At 72.0% G+C, this 25,889-nt stretch carries 26 protein-coding genes and 1 riboswitch; of the genes, 16 read left to right on the top strand and 10 right to left on the bottom strand.

What is annotated here, in order from left to right; genetic code table 11:
* Positions 1–185 precede the first annotated feature (185 nt).
* Complete coding sequence (locus ACYVMZ_RS10535; protein WP_461078522.1) at positions 186–1,319, top strand: glycoside hydrolase family 6 protein; 1,134 nt, start codon at positions 186–188, stop codon at positions 1,317–1,319.
* Here ACYVMZ_RS10535 and ACYVMZ_RS10530 read toward each other — a convergent pair.
* Both ACYVMZ_RS10530 and ACYVMZ_RS10525 read right to left on the bottom strand, forming a co-directional pair.
* On the bottom strand, positions 1,301–2,692 hold the full coding sequence (locus tag ACYVMZ_RS10530; RefSeq protein WP_461077985.1) for a uracil-xanthine permease family protein: 1,392 nt from the start codon (positions 2,690–2,692) through the stop codon (positions 1,301–1,303). The genes ACYVMZ_RS10535 and ACYVMZ_RS10530 overlap by 19 nt on opposite strands.
* 185 nt (positions 2,693–2,877) lie before the next feature.
* Entirely contained in the window at positions 2,878–4,089 is a 1,212-nt protein-coding gene (locus ACYVMZ_RS10525) for an MFS transporter (RefSeq protein WP_461077983.1), read from the bottom strand.
* A gap of 120 nt (positions 4,090–4,209) precedes the next feature.
* Here ACYVMZ_RS10525 and ACYVMZ_RS10520 point away from each other — a divergent pair, with 120 nt between their 5' ends.
* Positions 4,210–5,415: an ROK family transcriptional regulator gene (locus tag ACYVMZ_RS10520; protein ID WP_461077981.1), complete on the top strand. Its 1,206-nt coding sequence runs from the start codon at positions 4,210–4,212 to the stop codon at positions 5,413–5,415.
* 129 nt (positions 5,416–5,544) lie between these two features.
* On the opposite strand, the gene ACYVMZ_RS10515 is transcribed toward ACYVMZ_RS10520, so the two are convergent.
* The 3 genes from ACYVMZ_RS10515 to ACYVMZ_RS10505 form a co-directional block, all read right to left on the bottom strand.
* Entirely contained in the window at positions 5,545–5,670 is a 126-nt protein-coding gene (locus ACYVMZ_RS10515; protein ID WP_461077979.1) for a hypothetical protein, read from the bottom strand.
* On the bottom strand, positions 5,667–6,422 hold the full coding sequence (locus tag ACYVMZ_RS10510) for an SDR family oxidoreductase (RefSeq protein WP_461077977.1): 756 nt from the start codon (positions 6,420–6,422) through the stop codon (positions 5,667–5,669). The genes ACYVMZ_RS10515 and ACYVMZ_RS10510 overlap by 4 nt, the downstream gene beginning before the upstream one ends.
* 115 nt (positions 6,423–6,537) lie before the next feature.
* Positions 6,538–7,437, bottom strand: coding sequence for an RNA polymerase sigma-70 factor (locus ACYVMZ_RS10505; protein ID WP_461077975.1), 900 nt, complete (start codon positions 7,435–7,437; stop codon positions 6,538–6,540).
* A 372-nt stretch (positions 7,438–7,809) separates the two neighbouring features.
* Positions 7,810–7,940: riboswitch (FMN riboswitch) on the top strand.
* 145 nt (positions 7,941–8,085) lie between these two features.
* Between ACYVMZ_RS10505 and ACYVMZ_RS10500 the strand changes: the two genes are divergently transcribed.
* The 9 genes from ACYVMZ_RS10500 (at position 8,086) to ACYVMZ_RS10460 (ending at position 15,468) form a co-directional block, all read left to right on the top strand.
* Positions 8,086–8,688 carry a riboflavin synthase gene (locus tag ACYVMZ_RS10500; protein ID WP_461077973.1) on the top strand — a complete coding sequence of 201 codons (603 nt, stop codon included), beginning with the start codon at positions 8,086–8,088 and terminating at the stop codon, positions 8,686–8,688.
* A complete protein-coding gene (locus tag ACYVMZ_RS10495) occupies positions 8,685–9,326 on the top strand; it encodes a nicotinamide mononucleotide transporter family protein (protein WP_461077971.1) in 642 nt (213 codons plus the stop codon). The genes ACYVMZ_RS10500 and ACYVMZ_RS10495 overlap by 4 nt, the downstream gene beginning before the upstream one ends.
* Positions 9,323–10,612: a bifunctional 3,4-dihydroxy-2-butanone-4-phosphate synthase/GTP cyclohydrolase II gene (locus tag ACYVMZ_RS10490; RefSeq protein ID WP_461077969.1), complete on the top strand. Its 1,290-nt coding sequence runs from the start codon at positions 9,323–9,325 to the stop codon at positions 10,610–10,612. The genes ACYVMZ_RS10495 and ACYVMZ_RS10490 overlap by 4 nt, the downstream gene beginning before the upstream one ends.
* Positions 10,613–10,631: 19 nt before the next feature.
* A complete protein-coding gene (gene ribH / locus ACYVMZ_RS10485) occupies positions 10,632–11,117 on the top strand; it encodes a 6,7-dimethyl-8-ribityllumazine synthase (protein WP_289935946.1) in 486 nt (161 codons plus the stop codon).
* A 34-nt stretch (positions 11,118–11,151) separates the two neighbouring features.
* Positions 11,152–11,424, top strand: a complete 273-nt coding sequence (locus ACYVMZ_RS10480; protein WP_461077966.1) for a phosphoribosyl-ATP diphosphatase — start codon at positions 11,152–11,154, stop codon at positions 11,422–11,424.
* Positions 11,425–11,473: 49 nt separating this feature from the next.
* Entirely contained in the window at positions 11,474–12,322 is an 849-nt protein-coding gene (gene hisG / locus ACYVMZ_RS10475; RefSeq protein WP_461077964.1) for an ATP phosphoribosyltransferase, read from the top strand.
* A 20-nt stretch (positions 12,323–12,342) separates the two neighbouring features.
* The gene (locus tag ACYVMZ_RS10470) at positions 12,343–12,798 is read left to right on the top strand and encodes a PH domain-containing protein (RefSeq protein ID WP_461077961.1); all 456 of its coding nucleotides are present in this window, start codon (positions 12,343–12,345) and stop codon (positions 12,796–12,798) included.
* Positions 12,799–13,042: 244 nt separating this feature from the next.
* Positions 13,043–14,386 carry a hemolysin family protein gene (locus ACYVMZ_RS10465; protein ID WP_461077959.1) on the top strand — a complete coding sequence of 448 codons (1,344 nt, stop codon included), beginning with the start codon at positions 13,043–13,045 and terminating at the stop codon, positions 14,384–14,386.
* The gene (locus ACYVMZ_RS10460; RefSeq protein ID WP_461077957.1) at positions 14,383–15,468 is read left to right on the top strand and encodes a hemolysin family protein; all 1,086 of its coding nucleotides are present in this window, start codon (positions 14,383–14,385) and stop codon (positions 15,466–15,468) included. The genes ACYVMZ_RS10465 and ACYVMZ_RS10460 overlap by 4 nt, the downstream gene beginning before the upstream one ends.
* Positions 15,469–15,535: 67 nt before the next feature.
* Here ACYVMZ_RS10460 and ACYVMZ_RS10455 read toward each other — a convergent pair whose 3' ends face one another.
* Together ACYVMZ_RS10455 and ACYVMZ_RS10450 are read right to left on the bottom strand one after the other, a co-directional pair.
* Positions 15,536–17,401: an AAA family ATPase gene (locus tag ACYVMZ_RS10455; RefSeq protein WP_461077955.1), complete on the bottom strand. Its 1,866-nt coding sequence runs from the start codon at positions 17,399–17,401 to the stop codon at positions 15,536–15,538.
* 430 nt (positions 17,402–17,831) lie between these two features.
* Positions 17,832–18,452, bottom strand: a complete 621-nt coding sequence (locus tag ACYVMZ_RS10450; protein WP_461078520.1) for a uridine kinase family protein — start codon at positions 18,450–18,452, stop codon at positions 17,832–17,834.
* A gap of 449 nt (positions 18,453–18,901) precedes the next feature.
* Between ACYVMZ_RS10450 and ACYVMZ_RS10445 the strand changes: the two genes are divergently transcribed.
* The 3 genes from ACYVMZ_RS10445 (at position 18,902) to ACYVMZ_RS10435 (ending at position 21,266) form a co-directional block, all read left to right on the top strand.
* Positions 18,902–20,263, top strand: coding sequence for a peptidase C39 family protein (locus tag ACYVMZ_RS10445; protein WP_461077953.1), 1,362 nt, complete (start codon positions 18,902–18,904; stop codon positions 20,261–20,263).
* A 97-nt stretch (positions 20,264–20,360) separates the two neighbouring features.
* Positions 20,361–20,543 (top strand): SCO1431 family membrane protein, encoded by a 183-nt coding sequence (locus tag ACYVMZ_RS10440; protein ID WP_461077951.1) that lies wholly within the window; start codon positions 20,361–20,363, stop codon positions 20,541–20,543.
* Between the two features lie 66 nt (positions 20,544–20,609).
* Entirely contained in the window at positions 20,610–21,266 is a 657-nt protein-coding gene (locus ACYVMZ_RS10435; protein WP_461077949.1) for a TetR/AcrR family transcriptional regulator, read from the top strand.
* 54 nt (positions 21,267–21,320) lie between these two features.
* On the opposite strand, the gene ACYVMZ_RS10430 is transcribed toward ACYVMZ_RS10435, so the two are convergent.
* Entirely contained in the window at positions 21,321–22,580 is a 1,260-nt protein-coding gene (locus tag ACYVMZ_RS10430) for a glycoside hydrolase family 18 protein (RefSeq protein ID WP_461077947.1), read from the bottom strand.
* 332 nt (positions 22,581–22,912) lie between these two features.
* Here ACYVMZ_RS10430 and ACYVMZ_RS10425 point away from each other — a divergent pair, with 332 nt between their 5' ends.
* Complete coding sequence (locus tag ACYVMZ_RS10425) at positions 22,913–24,085, top strand: acyl-CoA dehydrogenase (RefSeq protein WP_461077945.1); 1,173 nt, start codon at positions 22,913–22,915, stop codon at positions 24,083–24,085.
* On the opposite strand, the gene ACYVMZ_RS10420 is transcribed toward ACYVMZ_RS10425, so the two are convergent.
* Both ACYVMZ_RS10420 and ACYVMZ_RS10415 read right to left on the bottom strand, forming a co-directional pair.
* The gene (locus ACYVMZ_RS10420; RefSeq protein WP_461077943.1) at positions 24,048–24,296 is read right to left on the bottom strand and encodes a hypothetical protein; all 249 of its coding nucleotides are present in this window, start codon (positions 24,294–24,296) and stop codon (positions 24,048–24,050) included. The two genes, ACYVMZ_RS10425 and ACYVMZ_RS10420, sit on opposite strands and share 38 nt — an antisense overlap.
* A gap of 283 nt (positions 24,297–24,579) precedes the next feature.
* Positions 24,580–25,026 carry a hypothetical protein gene (locus ACYVMZ_RS10415; protein ID WP_461077941.1) on the bottom strand — a complete coding sequence of 149 codons (447 nt, stop codon included), beginning with the start codon at positions 25,024–25,026 and terminating at the stop codon, positions 24,580–24,582.
* Positions 25,027–25,294: 268 nt separating this feature from the next.
* Here ACYVMZ_RS10415 and ACYVMZ_RS10410 point away from each other — a divergent pair, with 268 nt between their 5' ends.
* Entirely contained in the window at positions 25,295–25,735 is a 441-nt protein-coding gene (locus ACYVMZ_RS10410) for an Lrp/AsnC family transcriptional regulator (RefSeq protein ID WP_461077939.1), read from the top strand.
* The last annotated feature ends 154 nt before the right edge of the window (positions 25,736–25,889 follow it).

Raw genomic sequence — 25,889 nt, 5'->3', positions numbered from 1 at the left:
GCTGACGGGAGTGTCGGCGGGCCGGGCGCTTCCCCAGAACGGGGGAACGCGCCCGCCGTGGGGGAGCGCGAGCCGTGGGGGAACGGCCGCACGACGGGGGGAGCAGCAGCGTGGCAGGCCAACGTGCCCAGCGCCTGGCCGCGCGCCGGGCCGCGCGCAGGCGTGCCGCCTGGCGCGGCGCCATGGTGGTGGCGGCGGCGTCAGTGGTGGTCGCGGTGGGCACCGCGACCGGCATGATGTCGGCCTTCGACGACCGGGGCGGCTCGGACGAGGCCAGGCCCGAGGTGACCGCGTCACCCCGCCTGGCACCCCTGCCCGCCCGGCCGACGGCATCAGCGGCATCACCGTCGGCCACCGAGTCCGCTTCCCCGTCACCCACTTCGACGAAGAGCGAGGCGAGCCCCACGCCCTCACCGACCAGGACCGAGCGGAAGAAGCAGCGGGCGACCGTGACCTCGGCCCGGCTCTACCGCCACCCCGATTCCAACGTGCTGGACTGGGTGGAGGCCAACCCCGGCGATCCGCGCCGGCCGGTCATAGAGTCACGGATCGCCGACCAGCCGGCCGCGGTGTGGTTCGCCGACTTCACACCGGCGACCATCACGGGGCGGGTGCGGGCCGTCACCTCGGGCGCCGCGGCGCAGGGCCGTGTCCCCGTCCTCGTGCCGTACGCGATCCCCGACCGGGACTGCGGCGGGCACTCGCAGGGCGGGGCGCCCGACCTGGACGCGTACGACGCCTGGATCGACCGGTTCGCGGCCGGGCTGGGCTCGGGTGAGGTCATCGTGGTCCTGGAGCCGGACTCGGTCGCCCAGTCCGAGTGCCTCTCGGCGGGCCGACGCGCCGACCGCTTCGCCTCGCTGGCCCGCGCGGGCCGGGTGCTGAAGGACGCCAACGCCCGGGCCCGGGTCTACTTCGACGCGGGCCACTCCGGCTGGAACGCGCCCGCGAAGCAGGCGGCGTGGCTGAGGCAGGCCGGTGCCGCCTCGGCCGACTCCTCCGACGGCATCTTCAGCAACGTCTCCAACTTCCACGCCACGGACGACGAGATCACCTACGACCGGCAGGTCCTCGACGCCCTCGGGGGCCCGTCGACCCTGGGCGCCGTCATCGACACCAGCCGCAACGGCAACGGCGCCCCGCCCGGCGGCGCCTGGTGCGACCCGGCGGGCCGCAAGCTCGGCCGGACCCCCACCCTCAGCACCGGCGAGGCCCGGATCGACGCCTACCTGTGGGTGAAGCTGCCCGGGGAGTCGGACGGCTGCAAGGGGGCGCCGGGCACGTTCACGCCGTCGTACGCCTACGACCTGGCGCGCTGAGCGGCTTCGTCGTACGAGGAGGTGCCCTCGTCCAGCAGGGGCTCCTGCGTCTTGAGGTGGGCGGGCGCGAAGGCACGCAGCGCGTGGTAGCCGGTGATGACGACCAGGGTGCCCAGCGCGATGCCGCTCAGCGAGAAGGTGTCGGTGAACTTCATCGTGACGTTGCCGACGCCGATGATGATGCCTGCCGCGGCCGGTACGAGGTTGAGCGGATTGCGCAGGTCCACCTTGGCGTTGAGCCAGATCTGGGCGCCGAGCAGGCCGATCATGCCGTACAGGATGACGGTGATGCCGCCGAGCACCCCGCCCGGGATCGCGGCCACGACCGCGCCGAACTTCGGGCAGAGGCCGAAGAGGAGGGCGAAACCGGCGGCGGCCCAGTAGGCGGCCGTCGAGTAGACCCGGGTCGCCGCCATCACGCCGATGTTCTCGGAGTACGTGGTGTTGGGCGGGCCGCCGACCGCGGTGGACAGCATCGAGCCGACGCCGTCGGCCGAGATCGCCGTCCCCAGCTTGTCGTCCACCGGGTCGCCGGTCATCTCGCCGACCGCCTTGACGTGCCCGGCGTTCTCCGCGACCAGCGCGATGACGACGGGCAGCGCGACCAGGATCGCCGACCACTGGAACGACGGGCCGTGCAGGTCCGGCAGACCGATCCAGTCCGCCCTGCCCACGCCGGACAGGTCGAGCCGCCAGTGGTCGGTGACCTTGCCGCTCCCGTCCGCCGAGTGGATCTTGCCGAAGATCCGGTCGAACGCCCAGGAGATGCCGTACCCGAAGACCAGCCCCAGGAAGATCGCGATCCGGGACCAGAAACCGCGCAGGCACACCACCGCCAGCCCGGTGAACAGCATCACCAGCAGGGCGGTCCACTGGTCCTGCGGCCAGTACGTCGAGGCCGTCACGGGCGCCAGGTTGAAGCCGATCAGCATCACGACCGCGCCGGTCACGATCGGCGGCATCACGGCGTGGATGATCCGGGCGCCGAAGCGCCGCACCACGAGCCCGATCAGGAACAGCGCGACGCCGACGACGAAGACCGCGCCGGTGACGGTGGCGCTGCTGCCGCCCTGGGCGCGGATCACCGCGGCGACGCCCACGAAGGACAGCGAGCAGCCCAGGTAGCTGGGCACCCGGCCCCGGGTCGCGAGCAGGAAGACGACGGTCGCGACGCCCGACATCATGATCGCCAGGTTCGGGTCCAGGCCCATGAGGACCGGGGCGACGAACGACGCCCCGAACATCGCCACCACGTGCTGGGCGCCGAGCCCGACCGTGCGTGGCCACGAGAGCCGTTCGTCGGGGCGGACCACCGCGCCGGGCGCCGGGGTGCGTCCGTCGCCGTGCAGTGTCCAGCGGACGCCGAGATCCATGGGGTGTCGCTTTCGTCGTACGTGCAGCTACGTCCGGACCATTGTCGGGGCTGCCGGGACGTGCTTCGCACACGTGAGCGTCGCCGGGATACTGCGTGGCGCTTCGCACACGTGAGCGTCGCCGGGACGCTGTGGGGTGCTTCGCACACGCCGGCGTCGCCGGGACGCTGCGCCGAGCGACGCCTTCAGGGCCGTGGGTCGGGAACCGCTGCCTCCGGCCGGCCGACCTTCGGGCGGTCGCGGTCGCCGGGGCGCAGGACGCCCGCGAAGGCCGCGAGCCCGCAGGACAGCAGCGTCACCAGGCCGAACGACACGACCAGACTCGTCACCTGCGCCAGCGTGCCGATCGCGCTCGGCGCGATCAGGCCCGAGGTGTACGTGATGGTCGCGACGCCCGCGATGGCCTGGCTGGGGTTCGGGCCGCTGCGGCCCGCCGCCGCGAAGCACAGCGGTACGACCACCGCGATGCCCAGGCCCATCAGCGCGAACCCGGCCATCGCCGCCGCCGGATGGCTCGCCACGACGATGAGCACCCCGCCCAGCACGGCGAGCACGCCGCTCGCGCGGACCGTCCGTACGGCGCCGTACCGGTCCACCACCCTGTCCCCGGCGATCCGGGCGACGGCCATGGTGAGGGTGAAGCCCGTCGTGCAGGCGGCCGCGAGACCGGCGGACGCCTCCAGCTGGTCCCGCAGGTAGACCGCCGACCAGTCCAGGCTCGCGCCCTCCGCGAACACCGCGCAGAACCCGATGGCGCCGATGAGCAGCGCCGAGCGCGGCGGCAGCGCGAACCGGGGCGGCGGCTCCTCGTCCTCGGCGGGCTGCAGATCGAGCACCCACGCGCAGGCGGCCACGCCGACCACCGTGAGGACGGCGGCGGCCAGCACGTGGTGCAGCCGGGCGTCCGAGCCGAGGTGCGCGGCGAGCGTGCCGGCCGCCGAGCCGATCAGGGCGCCCGCGCTCCACATGCCGTGCAGACCGGACATGATCGACCGGCCGAGGCGGTTCTCGACCTCCACGCCGAGCGCGTTCATCGCGACGTCCGCCATGCCGGCCGTGGCGCCGTAGACGAACAGGCCCAGGCAGAGGGTGAGGAGGTTCGGCGCGAGGGACGGCAGGACCAGCGACAGCGTCCACAGGGCCATCAGGCCGCGCAGGGCGTTCCGGGCGCCGAAGCGGTGGCTGATGCTGCCCGCCAGCGGCATCGCGACGGACGCGCCGAGCGCGGGGAACGCGAGCGCGAGCCCCAGCTGACCGGCGCTCACCCCGGCGTGGTCCTGGATCCACGGCACCCGGGTGGCGAACGAGCCGGTGACGGCGCCGTGCACGGCGAACACGGCGGCCACGGCGTACCGGGCCCGCCTCACTTCCCGTTCCGTGTAGACCACTGCACCCATTTTCTCCCGCCCTCCCGGCTGTCCGGCCCGCTGCCGCCGCGTAAACTATCAGGGACCCTGCCTGATAGATAGGGGAGGGCAGGCGCGCCCCGCGGCCCGCCGATCTGGGAGGATCCCGGCATGCCCGCATCCCCGAGCACCGCCCGGGCCATCAACGACCGGCTCGCCCTGCGCCTGCTCCAGCAGGAGGGCCCGTTGACGGCAGGGCAGTTGAAGCAGCTGACCGGCCTGTCCCGGCCGACCGTCGCCGACCTCGTCGAACGCCTCACCGCCTCCGGGCTGATCGCGGTCGTCGGGGAGGCCGGCGAGCAGCGGCGCGGCCCCAACGCGAAGCTGTACGGCATCGTCGCCGACCGGGCCCACCTGGCCGCGCTGGACGTGCGCACCGAGGGCGTCGCCGTGGTCGTCTCCGACCTCGTCGGCCGGGTGCTCGCCGAGGCCTCGGGCCCCGTCGACGGCGCAACGGGAACGGGCCCGGCCGTGGAGCAGGCCGTCGCGCTGGTCGAGCGGGTGGTGAAGGAGGCCGGGGCCGACCGGCTGCACACCGTCGGGATCGGCGCACCCGGTCTGATCGACCCGGCCACCGGCGAACTCCGCGTCTCCAGCGGCCTGCCGCAGTGGCATCGCCGCCTGGTCGCCGCCCTGCAGGAGCGGCTTCCCGAGGCACGCGTCAGCGTCGAGAACGAGACCAACCTCGCCGCGCTCGCGGAGCAGCGCGACGGCGCCGCCCGGCACCGGGACACGTTCGTCCTGCTGTGGCTGGGCCAGGGCACGGGCGCGGCCGTGGTCCTCGACGGCACGCTGCGCCGCGGGGCGTCCGGCGGCACGGGAGAGATCGGCTTCCTGCCGGTACCGGGCACGGACACGCTGCCGTCGGCGACGGACTGCGCGGGGGGCTTCCACTCCCTGGCGGGAGCGGCGGCGATCGCCCAGCTTGCGGGGGAGTGCGGGATATCGGCGGGACCGGGGGGCGAACCGTCGGTGGCGGGGCTGGTACGGGCGGCGGCGGGGGCGCCGGGGGGCGGTTCGGCGGAGGCGCCTGTGTCGGTGGCGTCTCGCTTTCTCGACTCCCTCGCCGACCGCGTCGCCGTCGGCGTCGCCTCGGTCGTCGCGGTCCTGGACCCCGGCTGCGTGGTGCTCGGCGGTGAGATCGGGCAGGCCGGTGGCGAGGCCCTCGCCGCCCGTGTACAGGAACGCGTCGCCCGGATGTCCCCGCTGCCCACCGAGGTACGGCCGAGCACCCTGGGCGGCGGCGCGGTCCTGCGCGGCGCGCTGCTGACCGCCCGGGACCGCGCTCAGGACGAGCTCTTCGCGCCCGGGCGGTAGCTCGACAGGGCGTACGCCGACGGATCCGCCGCCGGCCACAGCCGTACGGCCGGCAGCGCTGGGTGGAGCCGTCGCCGGCCGCGAGCGGCGCGGGGCTGCCGGCGCCGCTGGGGCGAGCCGCCGGCGCGGTCAGCCCCAGCCGCCGGTCCATCGCCGCGACGGAACAACTTCCGGCAGCAGCGTCCACAGACCGAGCAGCACCTGCGCGCCGGCGAGCAGCCCCGGCCCCGCCCGCGGCCACCGGCGCCTGCTCATCCGCGCGGCGCACCGCCGAACCGCGCCGCCAGGTACGCCTCGAACGTCCCCTTGCCGACCGCCCGCTCCGGCGTGAGGTGGCCGCCACCGCGGAAGGCCCGGTACGCCGCGCCCCACAGCGGAACGTTCACCACCGCCCGGCGCCGGCCCGTCGCCCGCAGATACGCACGGGCCAGCGACTCCAGCGTCCGTACCTCCGGCCCGCCCATGTCCGCGACCCGGCCCGCGGGCGCGCCCGGGGCCAGCTCGGCCAGACGGTCCGCGACCTCCGCCACCTCGACCGGCTGGTCCCGCACCCCCGCCGGCAGCAGCAGGACCGGCAGCTTCGACAGCCCCTGGAACAGCATGAACAACAGGTCGTGGAACTGCGTGGTCCGCAGCACGGTCCAGCCCAGCCCCGACTCCTCGACGAGCTTCTCCACCGCGAGCTTGCTCTTGTAGTAGCCGAACGGCACCCGGTCGACGCCGACGATCGAGATGTAGACGAGGTGCCCCACACCCGCCCGGCGTGCCGCCGCGATCAGGTGCGTGGCCGCCTGCTCGTCACCGCCGCGCGGCGAACTCGCGCAGTGCACGATCGTGTCCACGCCCGCCACGGCCGCGTCCAGACCGGGGCCGCCCTCCCGCAGGTCGACGGCGTACGGCTGGGCGTGCCTGCTGAGCACCCGGACCTCGTGCCCGTCCGCGCGCAGCCGCTCGGTGACGAGCCGGCCGAGCGTTCCGGTGCCGCCGGTCACCAGGATCGTGGTCATGCAGTTCAGCCCCTTCGGACGTCGTGCGCTCCCGGCCGGAGCGCCCCTCGTCAGTGAAGACGGAGCAGCCCCTGCCGAATGTGACAGACGCGCGGAGAAAAACCGCTCAGAGGACTTACGGCCGTGTGAGCTGGCGTCGTACGAACTCCAGCTTGTCCGGATTGACCACGGCGCGCACCCCCGCGATCAGCCCGTCGCGCAGCTCGAACGACACCACCCCGATGAGCGTGTCGCCCGCCCAGGCGGCCAGCGCGGTCGCGCCGTTGACCTCGGCCACCGTGAAGTCCAGGGCCGCCCCGAACTGCGCCGTGAACTTCGGGGCGCCGTTCACCAGCAGGCGGACGATCTTCTCGCGCCCCTCGATCGGCCGCAGGGCCGCGGTGACCTTGCCGCCGCCGTCGCTGAACCAGGTCGCGTCGGCCGCGAGCAGCTTCTCCAGCCCCGCCAGGTCACCGTCGCGGGCCGCCGTCAGGAACGACGTGACCAGCTCCTCCTGACGCTCGGGTTCGGCCTCGAAACGGGACCGCGGCTCACCCACCCGCCGCACCGCCCGCCGGTACAGCTGACGGCAGTTGGCCTCGCTCAGGTCCAGCACCTCGGCGATCTCTCGATGCCCGTACGCGAAGGCCTCCCGCAGCACGTACACGGCCCGCTCGGTCGGCGTGAGCCGCTCCAGCAGGACCAGCATGGCCAGCGACACGGCGTCGCGCTGCTCGGCCGACTCCAGGGGGCCGAGCGTGCCGTCGGAGGTGACGACGGGCTCCGGCAGCCAGGTCCCGACGTACCTCTCGCGCCGGGCGCGGGCGGAGGTCAGCCGGGTGAGGCACAGGTGGGTGACGACCTTGGCGAGCCAGGCCCCCGGGTGCTGGATCTCCGTGCGGTCCGCGCCGCTGAAACGCAGGTACGCGTCCTGGACGGTGTCCTCGGCCTCCTCCGCCGAGCCCAGCATCCGGTAGGCCAGGGCGAACAGCCGTGAACGGTGGGTCTCGAACTCGTCGGCGGTCGCGGTCGTCATGCTTCTCACCCTGCCAGACCGCCTCCCCGCGCCTGCTGGAAGGCCCGACTCGAAGGCCCGACGTGAAGGCCCGACTGCACGGACCGACTGCACGGACCGACTGGACGGACCGACGTGAAGGCCCGACGGCGGGCAAGGGCCGTCGTCACCGCCGCCGGGCCGGTCTGCGGGGTTGCGCAGACCCTAAAGAGGACTAGACCAGACCGTCAATAGGTATGGACCAATCGTGGGGCCTCAAGCGCGGGTACCCGCCCGGGAGTTGCGGCCCTCCCGTCCGCTCGGTAAGTCCAGCGACACGCCCTGTGAGGCAGCCCACACCCCTCGCCCGTATGGACGTCGATCAGGCGTGGCACACTGGCCCTGTACCAGTAGCAGCGCACTCCGGGGTCGGTGAAAGTCCGAACCGGCGGTTACAGTCCGCGACCCGGTCGCCTCCAGCGGCCGGTTGACCAGGTGAAATTCCTGGACCGACGGTTAAAGTCCGGATGGGAGGCAGTGCGCGGCGGGCGGGCACACGTGCGCGCCGCCGTACCGGTTCGTCCCTGTGGCGAGCTCCGTCCGGCGTCGCCCCCGGTGCCGTTGCCCGTACCTTCTGTCGTCATCGACAGCCCCGGAGTCCGTGCCCGAAGAGGCAGGAGGACCCGGGAAGTGTTCACCGGAATCGTCGAAGAGCTGGGCGAGATCACCGCCGTCGAGACCCTCGACGACGCCTGTCGCTTCCGGCTGCGCGGCCCCCTCGTCACCCAGGGCGCGAAACACGGCGACTCGATCGCCGTCAACGGCGTCTGCCTCACGGTCGTCGACCACGAGGGCGACGAGTTCACCGCCGACGTGATGGCCGAGACCCTGAACCGCTCCAGCCTGGGCGCCCTCACCGTCGGCTCCCGCGTCAACCTCGAACGCCCCATGGCCGTGGGCGACCGCCTCGGCGGACACATCGTGCAGGGCCACGTCGACGGCACCGGCGAGATCCTGGAGCGCAAGCCGTCCGAGCACTGGGAGATCGTGAAGATCTCGCTCCCCGCCGACCTGTCCCGGTACGTCGTCGAGAAGGGCTCCATCACAGTCGACGGCATCAGCCTCACGGTCGTCGACGCCGGCCCCGACCACTTCACCGTCAGCCTCATCCCCACCACCCTCGCCCTGACGACACTGGGCGTGAAGCAGCCCGGCGACCCGGTCAACCTCGAGGTGGACGTCATCGCCAAGTACGTGGAGCGGCTGATGGCCGGTCAGGGGGCGGCCCGGTGAACTGGCTCAACTCCGAGGCGTTCACGCTGTTCGGCCAGCACATCCTGTGGTCGGACATGGTCGGCAACCTCTTCGGCCTGGCCGCCCTCGCCCTCGGCTGGCGGCGGTCCCTGTGGACCTGGCCGGTGCAGTTCCTCGCCGGTCTCATCCTCTTCGCGGCCTTCTTCGGGCACCTGACCGGCAGCGCCGGCAAGCAGGCGGTCGTCATGGCCGTCGCGCTGTACGGCTGGTGGCAGTGGAACCGCGGCAGGGGACAGGCCAAGGACGGCCAGATCGCCGTACGGTTCGCCACCTGGCGCGAGCGCGCGGCGATGGCCGCCGCGGCCGCCGCGGGCACGGTCGCCGTGGCCCTGCTCTTCAAGGCCTACCCGACCCTGTCCTGGGACCCCTGGCCGGACGCCTACATCTTCGTCGGCACCATCGTCGCCATGTACGCCCAGGCGCGCGGCATGGTCGAGTTCTGGTTCGCCTGGCTGCTCGTCGACCTGGTCGGCGTGCCCCTCACCTTCGCCAACGGCTACGCCTTCTCCGGCTTGGTCTACGTCATCTACGGCGCGCTCGTCCTGTGGGGCATGCGCGAATGGTGGCTGCGTTCCCGCGAAGCGGCGCGGCCCGCCCTGGAAGGAGCGCCGGCATGAGCGCGGCACCGATCCTGTACAGCACCGACGGCTTCGAGGACCTCACCCTCGACCCCATCGAGCAGGCCATCGCCGACATCGCGGCCGGCCGCCCGATCGTGGTCGTCGACGACGAGGACCGCGAGAACGAGGGCGACCTCGTCATCGCCGCCGAGAAGGCGACGCCCGAGATCGTCGCCTTCATGATGAGCGAGTGCCGCGGCCTGATCTGCGCCCCCATGGAGGGCGACGAGCTGGACCGGCTCCAGCTCCCGCAGATGGTCGAGAACAACACCGAGTCGATGAAGACCGCGTTCACGGTGTCCGTGGACGCCTCGGCCGCGCACGGTGTGACCACCGGCATCTCGGCCTCCGACCGCGCCACCACGCTCCAGCTGCTCGCGAGCGGCACGGCGCAGGCCGGCGACTTCGTCCGCCCCGGCCACATCTTCCCGCTGCGCGCCAAGCCCGGCGGGGTCCTGACCCGCAACGGCCACACCGAGGCCGCCGTCGACCTCGCCCGCCTCGCTGGCCTGCGCCCGGCCGGCGCCATCGTCGAGATCGCCGGCGAGGACGGCCAGATGCTGCGCCTGCCCGAGCTGATCCCCTTCGCCCGCAAGCACGGCCTGACGATCATCTCCATCGAGGACCTGATCGCCTACCGCCGCAGCGCCGAACCCACCGTCCGCCGCGAGGCCGAGGTCCAGCTGCCCACCGCCCACGGCGAGTTCACCGCGTACGGCTACCGCTCCACCGTCGACGGCGTCGAGCACGTCGCCCTCGTCCACGGCGAGCTCGGCGACGGCGAGGACGTCCTCGCCCGCGTCCACTCCGAATGCCTCACCGGCGACGTCTTCGGCTCCGCCCGCTGCGACTGCGGCCCCCAGCTGGAGGCCTCCCTGGCCCGTATCCAGGCCGAGGGCAGGGGAGTGGTGGTCTACCTGCGCGGACACGAGGGCCGCGGCATCGGCCTGATGTCCAAGCTGCGGGCGTACGAGCTCCAGGAGCGCGGCCGCGACACCCTCGACGCCAACCTCGAACTCGGCCTGCCCGCCGACGCCCGGGACTACGGCGCCGGCGCGCAGATGCTCCGGGACCTCGGCGTGCGCAGCGTGCGCCTGATGACCAACAACCCCGACAAGACCGACGCTCTCGTCCGCCACGGCCTGAAGGTCACCGGACGCGAGCCGATGCCCGTCACGGCGGGCGAGCACAACCTCCGCTACCTGCGCACCAAGCGGGACCGGATGGGCCACGACCTGCCCTGGCTGGACACGCCGACCGTGCCGGCCTGCGGCAACCAGTAAGAAAGCACGAGGAGAGCACGTGAGCGGCAAGGGTGCACCGGAACTGACCGTCCGCAACGTCGGGGACCTGCGGGTCGCCGTCATCGCGGCGCAGTGGCACGAGAAGGTGATGGACGGTCTGGTGGACGGCGCCCTGCGCGCCCTGCACGACCTGGGGATCGACGAGCCGACCCTGCTGCGGGTCCCCGGCAGCTGGGAGCTCCCGGTGGTCGCCAAGGTGCTCGCCGGGCGCGGCTACGACGCGATCGTCGCCCTCGGCGTCGTCATCCGCGGCGGAACCCCCCACTTCGACTACGTGTGCCAAGGCGTCACCCAGGGCCTGACCCAGGTCTCGGTCGACACCGGGGTCCCCGTCGGCTTCGGCGTGCTGACCTGCGACACCGAGGAGCAGGCCCTGGACCGGGCGGGCCTGCCCGGCTCGAACGAGGACAAGGGGCACGAGGCGGTGACGGCGGCGGTGGCGACCGCGGCCACCCTCCGCTCAGTATCCGAACCGTGGCGTTAGGTCGGCCGGCACACCGCGTAAAGTGGGCGCCACCATGTCCAAGAAGACGTTCGAGGAGCTCTTCACCGAGCTCCAGCAGAAGGCCGCCCAGGGCGACCCCGCCACCTCCCGCACCGCCGAACTGGTGGAAAAGGGTGTCCACGCCATCGGCAAGAAGGTCGTCGAGGAGGCCGCCGAGGTCTGGATGGCCGCCGAGTACGAGGGCAAGGAGGCGGCCGCCGAGGAGATCTCGCAGCTGCTGTACCACGTCCAGGTGATGATGGTCGCCCGCGGGATCACGCTGGACGACGTCTACGCCCACCTGTAAAGCCCGCCAGCTCCACACCCCACCCCTTCACGCAAAGGAAGCCGACCTCATGCTGCGCATCGCCGTCCCCAACAAGGGTTCACTGTCCGGCCCTGCGGCGGAGATGCTGCATGAGGCCGGCTACCAGCAGCGCCGCGAGTCCAAGGAACTGCGGATCGTCGACCCCGAGAACGACGTCGAGTTCTTCTACCTCCGCCCCCGCGACATCGCGATCTACGTCGCCTCCGGGCAGCTCGACATCGGCATCACCGGCCGCGACCTGCTGATCGACTCGGGCGCCGACGCCGAGGAGATCCTCCCGCTCGGCTTCGCCCGCTCCACCTTCCGCTACGCCGCCAAGCCCGGCACCGTCAGCGGCCCGGCGGACCTGAACGGCAAGACGGTCGCCACCTCCTACGAGGGAATCGTCGCGGGGCACCTCGCCGACCACGGCATCGACGCCTCCGTCGTCCACCTCGACGGCGCCGTCGAGACCGCCATCCAGCTCGGCGTCGCCCAGGTCATCGCGGACGTCGTCGAGACCGGCACCTCGCTGCGCAACGCGGGCCTGGAGGTCGTCGGCGAGCCGATCATGAAGTCCGAGGCCGTCGTCATCCGCCGCACCGGCACGGACGGTGAGGAACCCAAGGTGCAGCAGTTCCTGCGCCGCCTCCAGGGCGTCCTGGTGGCCCGGACGTACGTGATGATGGACTACGACTGCCGTGTCGAGCAGCTGGAGAAGGCCGTCGCGCTCACCCCGGGCCTGGAGTCCCCGACCGTCTCCCCGCTGCACAACGAGGGCTGGGTCGCCGTCCGCGCGATGGTCCCGGCCAAGGAGGCGCAGCGGATCATGGACGACCTGTACGACATCGGGGCCCGGGCCATCCTGACCACGGCCATCCACGCCTGCCGTCTCTGATTCCGGGGAAGCCGTACAGCATGTCCGATCTGCCCGCCCTGCCCGTCACGTTTCGGCCGGGCCGCACCCGCGCGGTCCTGCTCACCGCGGCCGTCGCGATCTTCGTGGTCATCACCGTGGTCGCGATGCTGCTGAAGCAGCTCGGCCCGGGCGAGCGCCTCAGCTTCGTCTTCACGGCCGCCCTCCTGGCCGGGGTGCTGCTCCTGCTGTCCCGGCCGAAGGTCGTCGCCGACGAGTCCGGGGTCACCGTCGTCAACCTCACCAGCAGGCGTCACCTGGAGTGGGCCGAGATCCTCCAGGTGAACCTCCGTCCGGGCGACCCCTGGGTGTTCCTCAACCTCAGCGACGGCACCAGCCTGCCCGCGCTCGGCATCCAGCCGGGCATCGCCAAGCAGCGGGCCATCGCCGACGCGCGCACCCTGCGGGCCCTCGTCGAGGCCCGTGCCACCGCGCACCCCGAGACGCGTCAGGGCTGACTCCGGGACGCCTCAGGGCGGTCCACCCTGCCGCAGCGGCCCGTGTCTTGATTAATCTGTTGCCGGAGGCGCAACCGTTGCGCCTCCGCCCCTGCTGCCCGCCCGGTGCACAGGGGTTCCTGCTACCCGAGGAGTGACCCCCTCCGGCGATGGACGGATCGTCCTGCAGTACCTGCGCCGCCCCCTGCCGACATAGCGCGGACCGCACCCATCAGGTCCGCGCCCGTGCGGAGGCGGCGGCATCATGACCATCCCCCTGCTGCTCCTGGCAGCCGCTTTCCTGCTGATTCTCGCCAACGGATTCTTCGTGGCGGCCGAGTTCGGCCTGGTGACGGTCGAGCGCCCGGACGCCGAGCAGGCCGCCGCCGCGGGCGACCGACGGGCCCGCCGGGTCGTGGAGTCCCTCAAGGAGCTGTCCTTCCAGCTCTCCGGCACCCAGCTCGGCATCACCATCACCTCCCTCGTCGTCGGCATGCTCGCCGAACCGGCGCTCGCGGAGCTGCTGCACGGCCCGTTCACCTCGATCGGCGTCCCCGAGGGAGCCGTCTCCGGTGTGACGGTCGTCGTCGGCATGCTGCTGGCCTCGGCCGTGCAGATGGTGATCGGCGAGCTCGTGCCCAAGAACTGGGCGGTGTCCAAGCCGATGCAGGTCGCGCGTTTCGTCGCCGGCCCGCAGCACGTCTTCGCGCGGCTGTTCCGCCCGGTGATCGCCGGCCTGAACGCGGTCGCCAACCGGCTCGTGCGCGCCCTGGGCATCGAACCCACCGAGGAGCTGGCCTCCGCCCGCACCCCCGACGAACTCGTCTCGCTGGCCCGGCACTCCGCGCGGGCCGGCGCCCTGGAACAGGACACCGCCGACCTCTTCGTACGGACGCTGTCCCTGGGCGAGCTCACCGCGCAGCACGTCATGACACCGCGCGTGAAAGTCAGCGCCCTGCAGTCTTCGGCCACCGCCGAGGACGTCGTCAACCTGACCCGCGCCACCGGCCTGTCCCGCTTCCCCGTCTACCGGGAGAAGATCGACGAGATCGTCGGCATGGTCCACCTCAAGGACGCCCTGGCCGTCCCCGTGCACGACCGGCTGCGCACTCCCGTCGGCCGCATCGCCCGCCCGGCGCTGCTCGTCCCCGAGACCCTGCCGGTACGACCGCTGCTCGCCCGCCTGCGCAGCGAGCAGCCCATCGCGGTCGTCGTCGACGAGTACGGCGGCACGGCCGGTGTCGTCACACTGGAGGACATCGTCGAGGAGATCGTCGGCGAGGTCCGCGACGAGCACGACGGTCACGACCTGCCCGAACTCGCCACCGCCGCGCCGGAGGACGGCAGGCCCGCCTGGGACGCCGACGGCAGCTGCCGCGTCGACACCCTGCAGCGCATAGGCCTGGACGTGCCGGAGGGGCCGTACGAGACCGTCGCCGGCCTGGTCGCCGACCTGCTCGGCCGCATCCCGGCCGTCGGCGACAAGGCCGAACTGCCCGGCTGGCGGCTGTCGGTGCGCCAGGTCGGCCACTACCGGGCCGAACGGGTGCGCATCGTGCGGACGGCTCCCGTCGTCGAGGCCGCCTCCGCCCTGGAGGCCGCCCGATGAGCATGCTCCAACTGGTCTTCGCCGCGCTGCTCGTGCTCGCCAACGGCTTCTTCGTCGGAGCCGAGTTCGCGCTCGTGTCCGTCCGCCGCAGCCAGATCGAACCGCTGGGCACCGCCCGTGCCCGGCAGGTCCTGTACGGCCTGGAGCGGCTGCCGCAGATGATGGCCGCGGCCCAGTTCGGCATCACCGTCTGCTCGCTGACCCTCGGAGCGGTCGCCGAACCGACGGTCGCCCATCTGCTGGAGCCGGTCTTCGAGTGGATCCACCTGCCGCACGGCATGATCCACCCGCTCACCTACGTCATCGCCCTCGCCGCCGTGGTCTTCTTCCACCTCGTCATCGGCGAGATGGTCCCGAAGAACCTGGCGATGGCGGCACCGGAGAAGGCCGCGCTGTGGCTCAGCCCCGGCCTGGTCTACTTCGCCCGCCTCTGCAAGCCGATCACCGTCGCCCTCGGTGCCTGCGCCCAGGGCATCCTGCGGCTCTTCCACGTGGAGCCCAAGGACGAGGTGGAGGCCGTCTTCACCAGCGAGCAGCTCAACCGGCTGGTGGAGGACTCCGGCCAGGCGGGCCTGCTCGACCCCGAGGAGGCCGAGCGCCTGGAGGACGCCCTGGAACTGGGCTCACGCCCGGTGACGGACGTGCTGTTGAAGCGCGAGTCCTTGGTGACGGTCCCCCCCTCGGTCACCCCGGGCCGGATCGTCGAGCTCACCGCCCGCACCGGGTACTCCCGCTTCCCGGTCGCCGCGGAGAACGGCGCGTTCATGGGCTACCTGCATGTGAAGGACGTCCTCGACCTGGAGGACTCCGAGCGGGCGGTGCCGCAGCAGCTGTGGCGGCCCATGACGACCCTGCGGTCCGAGCTGCCGCTCGATGACGCGCTGACGGTGATGCGCCGTGCGGCGACGCACCTCGCGCAGGTGGCCGACGGGTCCGGGAAGGTGCTGGGGCTGGTCGCGCTGGAGGACGTACTGGAGCTGCTGGTGGGCGAGGTACGGGATCCGGCGCACAGGGAGGTGCGGGAGGTGAAGCTGACGGAGCCGCGCGTGAGTGGGGCGACGGAAGAGGTACTGGCGACGTAGCCGAGGCCGGGTGGGTATCGCTCACCGCGCCGGCGGGTGTCACACGACTGCCCGCGGGCTACGCCCGCTACAGCCCCGGCGGATCCTGCGGCCCTCTCCCCGACAGCACCTCCCCATACGCCTGCATCAAGTCCGGCAACCGCAACGTCGCCAGATCCTCCCGCGTCAGCGTGCCGGGATACGTGGACAACCGCAGATCCCGGTACGCACAGCTCTTCTCGTACAGCGTCCGCAGGAACCGCCCGTTGCCCAGCTCGTCGATCCACCCCTGGTCGACGACATGCCCGGCGATCGACCGCAGCTCGTCCAGCGCCTCCTCGTCCCACACATCACCGTTCTCGGCGGCGAGCACCTTGCCGATCTCGGTGAGTTCGAGGGGCCGGTAGGAGGGGAAGTCGACGCGGGTGGTGAAGCGGGAGGACAGCCCCGGGTTGGCGGCCAGCAGGCGATCCATGCCTTCCGGATAGCCGGCCAGGATCACCACGAGGTGGTCCCGGTTGTCCTCCGCCCGCTTCAGCAGCACCTGCAACGCCTCGTCTCCGTACGCGTCGCCCTTGCCGTAGCCGGAGTTGGACAGCGAGTACGCCTCGTCGACGAAGAGGACACCGCCGAGCGCGGAGTCGATGAGTTCGTTGGCCTTCACGGCGGTCTGCCCCAGGTACTCGCCGACCAGGTCGGCCCGCTGTGCCTCCACGAGGTGGTCGCCGCCGAGCAGGCCGAGGGCGTAGAAGACGCGGCCCAGGATGCGGGCCACGGTGGTCTTGCCCGTGCCGGAGGGGCCGGAGAAGACGAAGTGGCGTTTCGGCGGCTGGACCGGCAGCCCCTGACCGGCGCGCAGCCGGGCCATGTTCAGTTGTGCCGACAGTGCTTTGACCTGCCGTTTCACCGGCTCAAGGCCCACCATGCGCTCGAGTTCGGCGAGTGCCTCCTCGAGCAAGGCCGGGTCGGTGGGCCCGGCGGGCAGGGACGGCACCGGGGCGCCGGCCTTCTCGCGGAACGCGGGACCCGCCATCGACGGCAGGGGAGCGGACGGCGGCGGCTCGGGGTCGGACAGCTTCAGGTCGCGGCCCTCCGTGCCGTAGAGCGGGTCGAGGGCGTCGGGGCCGTCCACGGCGTCCTGCCCGGCACCGGTGAGGGTGATCGCTGCGAGGTCGGTCGAGTCGTCGTACCCGTCGCCCTCGGCGATCGCGGCGAGCCGGGCCGAGGTGTCCATGAACGCCGGGTCGACGCGGTGCACGGCCCGGTACAGCGGGAGCGCCGCGGCGCTGCGGCCCGTCCCCTCGTGGGCTCTGGCCAGCCAGTAGCGCAGCTCCTTGCGCTGCGGCTGCTCGCTGCGGCAGCGCATCAGGGCGGCGGACAACAGGGGCTCGGCCTGCCCGTACATCTCCAGACGGACCCGGGCCATCCCGCCGAACAGACCCGCCTCGATGCCGAGCATGGGGTCGTCGAGCAGCGGATCGGTGTGCCGTACGAGCTGTTCCCAGTCCTTGACCAGGTAGGCGCGGCAGGCGTGCAGGAAGCGGACCTGCGGGTCGGTGTCCACTGGCGGAAGGCCCGCGAGGGCCCGGTCGAGCTCGGGGACGTGGCGGCCGTCCAGCCAGTGGGAGGCGTGCGCGAGCAGCAGGTCGCGGGGGCTCTCCAGGACGGGCTGCACCCACCAGCCCAGCCAGTACCAGGAGTTGAGGGTGCGGCGGTGGCGGGCGCGCTGTTCGCCGAAGCGGTCCCGGTGCCGGAACATCCGCAGCAGCGCCGTCGAGGTGTCGACGCGCAGCGCATGCAGCCCCAGCCAGGCGTCGGCCATCCCGGGGTCCATGCGTACGGCGGCCCGGAACTCCTCCTCCGCCTGCGGATAGGCGCCCATGGTGTAGGCGTCCACGCCTCGCAGCCAGGCGAGGTCGGCCGGGGCCTGCGGGCCCTGCGTGCCGAAGTCCATCACGTCCCCCACAAACCGTGCCCCCGTCGGTATGCCAACGAGCCGTCCCCCGCTGGCTGCCTTGGTCGAACCGCTGTGCCGCGGACCGGAGTTGCAAGGTGCGCGAAGCAGCCGTCCGTAGGTCGCACCGAGGGCATCGTACCTGCGGCGGCGTCGCCCCCGTAGGGTGCCGCACAGGCCGTTTGGCGAGGTGGGAGCAGACGGGGCGCAGACCGCCCGGTGACCGAGGGTGAGCGCGTCACGCTTCGGGGCGCCCGGAAAACCGGATGAGGGCAGAACGAAGCCCCCGGTCACGGGGGAACAACCGGGGGCTTCGCGTCAGGCGGCGGCTCCAAATGGCCGCACATTGAGAACGTAAGTCCTGTACGGCCCCCCGGTCAAGCCGAGTTGGAGCACTCCCGGAAGTTGAATCGCAAGCCTCTTCACAAGTTCAGCACATTGCGGATGGTCCGTCACCCAGCGTGAAGTGCTGGTCCGGTCCAACGCTCCCCGCAGGCCCCGCTGTCCCCTCATATCCCTTTTCGCACTGCCGTACCAGAAGGTCGGCGAACGGCCGCGAGGGGTCGTCGGCGAAGTGGCGGCGTTCCGCCGGGACCCAGGCGTCCCAGAACTCCCGCTGTTCCGCCCCGTCTCGCGACCGCCCCCGGGCCCACGCCTCCTCCTGCGGCATCTCCATCCACAGCAGCAGCGCCAGATACGGGCGCAGCGCCCGGCGGCCCGCGCCGACCCCTTCCACGAGGACCACCGGGGCGGGCGGCAGCGGGCGCGGCGGTCCGAAGCGGCGGGTCCGCCAGTCATAGGGGGCGTAGTGCGCGATCTCGCCGCGGGCGAGCGGTGCGATCACCTGGCTCAGCAGCCGGTCCGCCCAGCCGAACAGGTCGGCGTGGCTGGCGATGTCGTCGAGGCGCAGCACGGGAGCACCGCCCAGCGCGGCGGCCAACTGCCCCGCGAACGTGGACTTTCCGGAGCCCGCGTGACCGTCGATGCCGATCAGACGGACAGGGCCGCAGGACGGGGGAAGGCGGCGGATCAGGGCGGCGAGGTCGTGAATGGCTGGTCCCGAGGCGAGCGGAAGGGCGGGCGCGTGTCGCGAGCACTCTAACGGCGGTGCGCACGCGCGTGCCGCACGGCTGCGCACGCGCGTGCTGCACCGGCTGCACGCGCACGTGTTCCACGGCTGCACCCGCACGTGCTCCCGCGGCCTCGCACGCACGTGCTGGCTGCACCCGCGCGTGCTCCCAGTGGCCCGCACGCGTACGTGTTCCACGGCTGCGCCCGCACGTGCTCCACGGCTGCACCCGCGCGTGCGCCCAGTGCCCGCACGCGCGCGTGCCACCGCACAGCAGGTCGTGCCACTGGTCGAGGCCAATATTGGTGGCCGCGGCACGGCCCGAGGTGCTGGCCAGTCCCGGTCGGCTGTGCTCATATGTGGCGCACATCCATGCAGCCGAGCGTGCCCTTGGACCTGCCCCGACTCGACCATCTGGGGGTCTTCCGCCCATGAGCAGAGCCGAACAGCCGTCCCGCAGAACCGTTCTGGCCGCCGCAGTTGTGGCCGCCGTGGTCGGCGGCGCGGGCCCGGCCGCCGCCGACAGGGGGAGCGATGCCGTGGACCCCGCCCGGGCCCCGGCCCGCCCCGTCGACTACCGCGCCTGGATCTCGTACGGCGACTGGCGCGGTGGTACGGCCAAGGGCGCCCGTGCCGTCGCGGGTGCCCGTCCCGGCATCGTGATCGACGCTCCCGCCGGCACCACCGAGTACCGGGACCCGCACACCGGGAAGACCGCGACCTGGGAGTACGCGACCTGGACGTCCCCCGTCCACCGGCTCGCCGTCCCCTCGACGGAGGTGATCGCCTCCTGGAACGCGCGCACCCCCGGCGGCACCTGGCTCCAGGTCGAACTCAAGGGCACGTACTCCGACGGCACGGCCACGCCCTGGTACGTGATGGGCCGCTGGGCGGCCGGTGACCAGGACATCCGGCGGACCTCGGTCGGCGACCAGAGCGACGGCAGAAGCACCGTCTGGACGGACACCCTCGCCGTCGACGACCCGGCCACGGGCCTGCGCCTCACCTCGTATCGCCTGCGTCTGACCCTCTACCGCAGGCCGGGCACGAAACTCACCCCCACCGTGTGGCGGCTCGGCGCGATGGGCTCCGACATCCCCGACCGCTTCACCGTCCCGGCCTCCACGCCCGGCCTCGCCAGGGAGCTGATCGTCCCGCGTTACTCGCAGGAGATCCACAAGGGGCAGTACCCGGAGTACGACAACGGCGGCGAGGCCTGGTGCAGCCCCACCTCCTCGCAGATGATCATCGAGTACTGGGGGCGGCGGCTCACCCCGGAGCAGCTGGCCTGGGTGAACCCCGCGTACGCCGACCCGCAGGTGTGCCACGCGGCCCGGTTCACCTACGACTACCAGTACGCCGGCTGCGGCAACTGGCCGTTCAACGCCGCCTACGCGGCCACCTTCAAGGACCTCCAGGGCGTGGTCACCCGGCTCGGCTCCCTCGCCGACCTGGAGACGCTGATCGCGGCGGGCATCCCGGCGATCACCTCCCAGTCCTTCCTGAAGGAGGAACTGACGGGCGCGGGGTACGGCACCGCCGGGCACCTGATGACCGTGATCGGCTTCACCGCCGACGGCGACGTGATCGCCAACGACCCGGCCTCGCCCAGCAACGAGGCGGTGCGGCGCGTCTACCGTCGCCGGGAGTTCGAGAACATCTGGCTCAGGACCAAGCGGTACAACGCCTCCGGCAAGGTCGTCTCCGGCACCGGCGGCGTCTGCTACCTGTACTTCCCGGCGCGCCCGACCGCGCGCCAGCGCACGGCGCTCGCGGCGGTGGGCGTGCGCTAACCGGCCGGCGGACCGGCCCCGGCACCGACCGGGGCCGGTCCGTGTGACCAACGTCTCGGCCGCACACGCCGCTCCTGCTGGCAAGGTGGACTAACGCATGGGGGAGTCCAATCGCACGACCGAGACCAGCGAGACCTACATGACCGCGAACTCAGCCACCGCCACCCGCCTCCGTACCGGCGGCCCCCGGGACGACGGCCCGAAGCTCTTCGAGCACGCCATGGGCTGGACCCTCGTCGTGGTCGTCGCGATGTTCGTGACCCAGCTCGGACTGCTGTGACCTGACCCACGCCCCGACCTGCCATACTGCGGATGTCCCACCCCCCGCCGCACACCAGGGTCGAAATTGAATATTAGTCAACAACCTGCCGCTCGTCCCAGAGCGCGCGGCACCGAGCGCTCGGTGGCGCGCCGTGCCGAACTCATCGCCATCGGGCGGAGGTTGTTCGCCGACACGTCGTACGACGCCCTCTCGATGGACGACATCGCCCGGCAGGCGCAGGTCGCCAAGGGGCTGATCTACTACTACTTCCAGTCCAAGCGTGGCTACTACCTGGCCATCATCCAGGACTCGGCCGCCGACCTGGTCACCTTCGCGGCGAGCGGCGTGGAACTGCCGCCGGTGCAACGGGTGCACCGCACCATCGACAGCTACCTGCGCTACGCCGAGCACAACCAGGCCGCGTACCGGACCATCGTCAGCGGCGGCGTCGGCTTCGACACCCAGGTGCACGCCGTCCGGGACGGGGTGCGCGAGGCGATCGTCGCGACCATCGCCGAAGGGGCCTACGGCCGCAGCGACATCGCGCCGCTCGCGCGCATGGGCCTGCTGGCCTGGGTCTGCAGCGTCGAGGGCGCCACCCTCGGATGGATCGACCGCCCCGAACTGCCCCACGAGACCATGCGCGAGCTGCTCGTCAAGACGCTCGGCGGCGCCCTGCGCGCCATCGAGGAACTGGACCCCGCCTACCCGGCCCCGGAACCGGCCCGCAAGGGCGGATGACCAAGGGGGCGGAGGCTCCTCGCGCGGCGCCTCCGCCCCTGTGCGTCCCGTCCTTCAGCTGATCGCCTTGATCAGCTCACCGCTCGCGGTGTCGCCGCTCAGCTCCCAGAAGAACGTGCCGGCCAGACGCTGCTGGTTCTTGTACGCCATCTTGGTCGCGATGGTCGCCGGAGTGTCGTAACTCCACCAGTTGTTCCCGCACTTGGCATACGCCGTGCCGCCCACCGTCCCCGTCACCGGGCACTTGGTCTTGAGCACCTTGTAGTCCTCGATGCCCTGTTCGTACGTGCCCGCCGCCGGGCCGGTCGCGGTGCCGCCGGGCGCCGACTGGGTGACGCCGGTCCAGCCGCGGCCGTAGAAGCCGATGCCCAGCAGCAGCTTCGAGGCGGGGATGCCGAGGCCCTTGAGCTTGGCGATGGTCGCCGAGGTGTGGGTGTTCGCCTTGGGGATGCCGGCGTACGAGGTGAGCGGCGAGTGCGGGGCCGTGGGGCCCGTGGCGTCCCAGGCGCCGAAGTAGTCGTACGTCATCGGGTTGTACCAGTTGACGTACTGCGCGGCGCCCGCGTAGTCCGCCGCGTCGATCTTGCCGCCGGGGGTGGCGTCGGCGGTGATCGCCGCGGTGACCAGGTTGCCGGAGCCGAACTTGGCCCGCAGCGCCTGCATCAGGTTCTTGAAGGCCGCCCGGCCGCTGGTGTCGCAGCTGGCGCCGCAGGCGTTGGGGTACTCCCAGTCGATGTCGATGCCGTCGAAGACGTCCGCCCACCTGGAGTTCTCGACCAGGTCGTAGCAGGACTGGGCGAACGCGGCCGGGTTCTTCGCGGCCTCGCCGAAGCCGCCCGACCAGGTCCAGCCGCCGAAGGACCACAGGACCTTGAGGTCCGGGTGCTTCTTCTTCAGTTTGCGCAGCTGGTTGAAGGTGCCGCGCAGCGGCTGGTCCCAGGTGTCGGCGACGCCGTCGACGGACTCGGCGGCGGTGTAGGCCCGGTCGGTGGCCGCGTAGGCGTCGCCCATGGCGCACTTGCCGCCGGTGACGTTGCCGAAGGCGTAGTTGATGTGGGTGAGCTTCGCGGCCGAACCCGAGGTCTCGATGTTCTTGACGTAGTACTTGCGGTCGTAGGTGCCCCATTCGGTGAAGTAGCCGATGACCTTCGAACCGGCTGCCTTCGAGTCGGCGGCGGCCTCCTGAGCCGAGGTCGCCGCCGTGGCGGTCGAGGTGCCCGCGCCGGCGAGCAGGCCGGCACCGAGGGCGGCGCAACAGGCCGCGGACACGAGCGCCCGCAGGCGCCGGGCGCGGGGACGGTGGGGGGTGTGCATCCGGTGTCTCCTCGTGGGGAGAGGGGAACGCGCGTCGATTGGCATGAACGCGGTGAATCGGTTGGTCCGAAACAGTAGGAGGACTAGACCAGTTGGGTCAATGGTGCGGACCAATTCCGGTGGCGAACGCACGCGGAGGTTTCTTGAAGTAAGCGGTCGTTAACTGGTGACTCGATGCCTCCGATCGGGCATACTCACAGCGCAGAGCCGCTGGTCAGCAGCCTCCGAGACCCGGGACTGCGAGCATCGGCCCGGCACCAGAACGACCCGGCGGAGCGGCTCCCACCAACGGGCCAGACCGCCAGTGCCCGACAAGGGAGGAGAGCGTCGCCATGCCCGACCGCGCCCCGCAGCCGGTGGACCGACAACTGCCCACGGACGAGGCCCGGGACCTGATCTCGCTCGTCCGCGACATCGCGCAGCACGAGATCGCCCCCAAGGCGGCCGAGGAGGAGGACGCCGGGCGCTTCCCGCGCGAGGTCTTCACCCTGCTCTCCCGGGCCGGCCTGCTCGGCCTGCCGTACGACTCGGAGTACGGCGGCGGCGACCAGCCGTACGAGGTCTACCTCCAGGTCCTCGAAGAGCTCGCCGCGGCCCGCCTCACCGTCGGCCTCGGGGTCAGCGTGCACTCCCTGGCCACCTACGCACTCGCCACCTACGGCACCAAGGAGCAGCAGGTCGAGCACCTGCCCGCGATGCTCGGCGGCGGCCTGCTCGGCGCGTACTGCCTCTCGGAGCCGCACTCCGGATCGGACGCGGCCGCACTGCGTACCAAGGCGGTGCGGGACGGCGACGGCTGGGTGATCACCGGCACCAAGGCCTGGATCACGCACGGCGGTGTCGCCGACTTCTACACCGTCATGGCGCGCACCGGTGAGGAGGGCCCGCGCGGGATCACCGCGTTCCTGGTGCCCGGCGACGCGGAGGGGCTGAGCGCCGCGGCGCCCGAGAAGAAGATGGGCATGAAGGGCTCGCCCACCGCGCAGGTCCACTTCGACGGCGTCCGGGTCGGCGACGACCGCCGCATCGGCGAGGAGGGGCAGGGCTTCGCGATCGCCCTGGCCTCCCTCGACTCCGGGCGGCTCGGCATCGCGGCGTGCGCGATCGGGCTCGCCCAGGCGGCTCTGGACGAGGCGCTGCGGTACGCCACCGAACGCCGGCAGTTCGGGCGGCCGATCGCCGACTTCCAGGGGCTGCGCTTCATGCTCGCCGACATGGCGACGCAGATCGAGGCCGGCCGTGCGCTCTACCTCGCGGCGGCACGGCTGCGGGACGCGGGCCGGCCGTTCGCCAAGCAGGCGGCCATGGCCAAGCTGCACTGCACCGACACGGCGATGCGGGTCACCACCGACGCCGTCCAGATCCTCGGCGGCTACGGCTACACCGCGGACTTCCCGGTCGAGCGCTACATGCGCGAGGCCAAGATGCTGCAGATCGTCGAGGGCACGAACCAGATTCAGCGGATGGTCATCGCCCGTCACCTCGCGGGTCCGGAGACACGCTGAACTGACCGAGCCCACGCCAGGGCGCCGCGAGCCGCGCCCACTCCGGGTCGTGCCGCCCCGGCAGGGTGCGGCCGCGGTCCGCCCAGGTCCGCATCAGATCCTGGTAGATCGGCGGGTCCGGGGGGCGCGGCGGCGCAGGCGGAACCGATTTCGCGGGTACCGGGACGAACAGGCGGCGTTGACGCCCGGTCGCGGAGTACGTGGGGGTCATATCAGGGCAACGTCAGGCGGGGCGGACAGGTCACCGGGTGACGGAATCGGGAGTACGTTCGCGGACGTCCGCTCCCCGTGTCGCCGGTTCCAACTCCCCTGCGGTCCAGGTGAATTGCCACTCTCCGCAGGGCAGGTGAACGGCCGCTCCCAGCGAGGCAGGTGGATTTCACGTCGCACCCCGACGCACCCCCCGGGACGCACCGAACCCGCACCACGGCAGCCTGCGGCCGTGGTGCAGGACGGTTACGGGGATCGAGCGACGGAGCCGGGCGGGCCCGTGCTCAGGCGGCGTGGCGCCGCATGACGGGGACCCTGATGGGGCGGGAGCCCGGACCGCCGACGTGCGAGAAGGGCTGGGTCCGCCAGTCGAGTCCCTGAGGGAGCGTCAACAGCAGGGCGGTGTCCTGCTCCTGGGGCTCGAAGGACTCGTCCGCGGGCCGGGCGTCGGAGGCATTGCGGCCGGTGCCGGGGCAGACAGTGAGCCCGAACGGGTTCCACGGTGAGGCGCACAGCGCGTGCTCCGGCAGGACCTCCTCGTCCGCCAGCAGGGCGATGGGCTGCGCGCAGTCCGGGCAGATCACCCGGTACATCTCGAAGGTGTCGTACGCGTCGAATTCCTCGGTGTCCCCGTCGTCGAAGGCGTCGGGTTCGACACCCTCCGGCTCGGGCTCGACGACGAGCTGCTGCCGCTTGGGTGCGGTGCGACCAGGGCGCTTAAGACTCTGCATTGGGTTCTCCCCCTCGGGCTGGGCCGTGAAGGCACTGCGGCCTCGACCACAGCAAGCACTTCCCGTCCCCTCTCGGGGGTAATCACGAGAACATCACGGAGCCTGTTCGAAGCCTGTGGCGTTCGTCACATGCCGCTCGCAGGTGCCTCGTGCGAGGGGTGTGTCGCCCCGGCGGCGCGCGGGCCGCCCCCGGTCACATCACGAACCGGGTATGACCTGGGCCGCTCAGGTATCCGAGGAGATCAAGCGCCCTGTAGGTTCTTGCGCCATGGAGGAGCTGGACCGACAGATCGTGCAGCTGCTCGTCAAGGACGGGCGGATGAGCTACACAGACCTGGGCAAGGCCACGGGCCTGTCCACGTCGGCCGTGCACCAGCGGGTGCGCCGGCTGGAGCAGCGTGGCGTCATCCGCGGCTATGCCGCGGTCGTCGACCCGGAGGCCGTCGGACTGCCCCTGACCGCTTTCATCTCGGTCAAACCGTTCGACCCCAGCGCCCCCGACGACATCGCGGACCGGCTGGCCGACGTCCCCGAGATCGAGGCGTGCCACAGCGTCGCGGGCGACGAGAACTACATCCTCAAGGTGCGGGTGGCCACGCCGCACGAACTGGAGGAACTGCTGGCGCGGGTGCGGACGCTGGCGGGCGTCTCGACGCGGACGACGGTGGTGCTGTCGACGCCGTACGAGGCACGGCCGCCGAAGGTGTGAGCCGACGGAGGAGGCGCCTCGGCCGACTCAGGGATGGCCGGCACGGCGATGGTGGCCTGGGCGATGGCTGCCTGGGGCCTGGTCGTTTCGGGCTCGGTCGACTCGGATCGGGTTGCCCTGGGGTGGCAGTCTCGGGATCGGCCGGCTCAAGACC

The sequence above is a fragment of the Streptomyces deserti genome (assembly GCF_054782695.1).
The sequence above is the reverse complement of the archived record's forward strand: the minus strand, read 5'-3'. Positions and strand labels throughout refer to the sequence as shown.

Excerpts from the sequence above, each read along its gene's own strand:
- ACYVMZ_RS10420 (WP_461077943.1), bottom strand. The coding sequence starts at position 24,296 with ATGACCCCCACGTACTCCGCGACCGGGCGTCAACGCCGCCTGTTCGTC.
- ACYVMZ_RS10470 (WP_461077961.1), top strand. The coding sequence starts at position 12,343 with ATGTCCGATCTGCCCGCCCTGCCCGTCACGTTTCGGCCGGGCCGCACC.
- ACYVMZ_RS10510 (WP_461077977.1), bottom strand. The coding sequence starts at position 6,422 with ATGACCACGATCCTGGTGACCGGCGGCACCGGAACGCTCGGCCGGCTC.
- ACYVMZ_RS10515 (WP_461077979.1), bottom strand. The coding sequence starts at position 5,670 with ATGAGCAGGCGCCGGTGGCCGCGGGCGGGGCCGGGGCTGCTCGCCGGC.
- ACYVMZ_RS10465 (WP_461077959.1), top strand. The coding sequence starts at position 13,043 with ATGACCATCCCCCTGCTGCTCCTGGCAGCCGCTTTCCTGCTGATTCTC.
- ACYVMZ_RS10430 (WP_461077947.1), bottom strand. The coding sequence starts at position 22,580 with ATGCACACCCCCCACCGTCCCCGCGCCCGGCGCCTGCGGGCGCTCGTG.
- ACYVMZ_RS10445 (WP_461077953.1), top strand. The coding sequence starts at position 18,902 with ATGAGCAGAGCCGAACAGCCGTCCCGCAGAACCGTTCTGGCCGCCGCA.
- ACYVMZ_RS10460 (WP_461077957.1), top strand. The coding sequence starts at position 14,383 with ATGAGCATGCTCCAACTGGTCTTCGCCGCGCTGCTCGTGCTCGCCAAC.
- ACYVMZ_RS10525 (WP_461077983.1), bottom strand. The coding sequence starts at position 4,089 with ATGGGTGCAGTGGTCTACACGGAACGGGAAGTGAGGCGGGCCCGGTAC.
- hisG (WP_461077964.1), top strand. The coding sequence starts at position 11,474 with ATGCTGCGCATCGCCGTCCCCAACAAGGGTTCACTGTCCGGCCCTGCG.
- ACYVMZ_RS10520 (WP_461077981.1), top strand. The coding sequence starts at position 4,210 with ATGCCCGCATCCCCGAGCACCGCCCGGGCCATCAACGACCGGCTCGCC.
- ACYVMZ_RS10505 (WP_461077975.1), bottom strand. The coding sequence starts at position 7,437 with ATGACGACCGCGACCGCCGACGAGTTCGAGACCCACCGTTCACGGCTG.
- ACYVMZ_RS10530 (WP_461077985.1), bottom strand. The coding sequence starts at position 2,692 with ATGGATCTCGGCGTCCGCTGGACACTGCACGGCGACGGACGCACCCCG.
- ACYVMZ_RS10480 (WP_461077966.1), top strand. The coding sequence starts at position 11,152 with ATGTCCAAGAAGACGTTCGAGGAGCTCTTCACCGAGCTCCAGCAGAAG.
- ACYVMZ_RS10490 (WP_461077969.1), top strand. The coding sequence starts at position 9,323 with ATGAGCGCGGCACCGATCCTGTACAGCACCGACGGCTTCGAGGACCTC.
- ACYVMZ_RS10415 (WP_461077941.1), bottom strand. The coding sequence starts at position 25,026 with ATGCAGAGTCTTAAGCGCCCTGGTCGCACCGCACCCAAGCGGCAGCAG.
- ACYVMZ_RS10440 (WP_461077951.1), top strand. The coding sequence starts at position 20,361 with ATGGGGGAGTCCAATCGCACGACCGAGACCAGCGAGACCTACATGACC.
- ACYVMZ_RS10410 (WP_461077939.1), top strand. The coding sequence starts at position 25,295 with ATGGAGGAGCTGGACCGACAGATCGTGCAGCTGCTCGTCAAGGACGGG.
- ACYVMZ_RS10425 (WP_461077945.1), top strand. The coding sequence starts at position 22,913 with ATGCCCGACCGCGCCCCGCAGCCGGTGGACCGACAACTGCCCACGGAC.
- ACYVMZ_RS10455 (WP_461077955.1), bottom strand. The coding sequence starts at position 17,401 with ATGGACTTCGGCACGCAGGGCCCGCAGGCCCCGGCCGACCTCGCCTGG.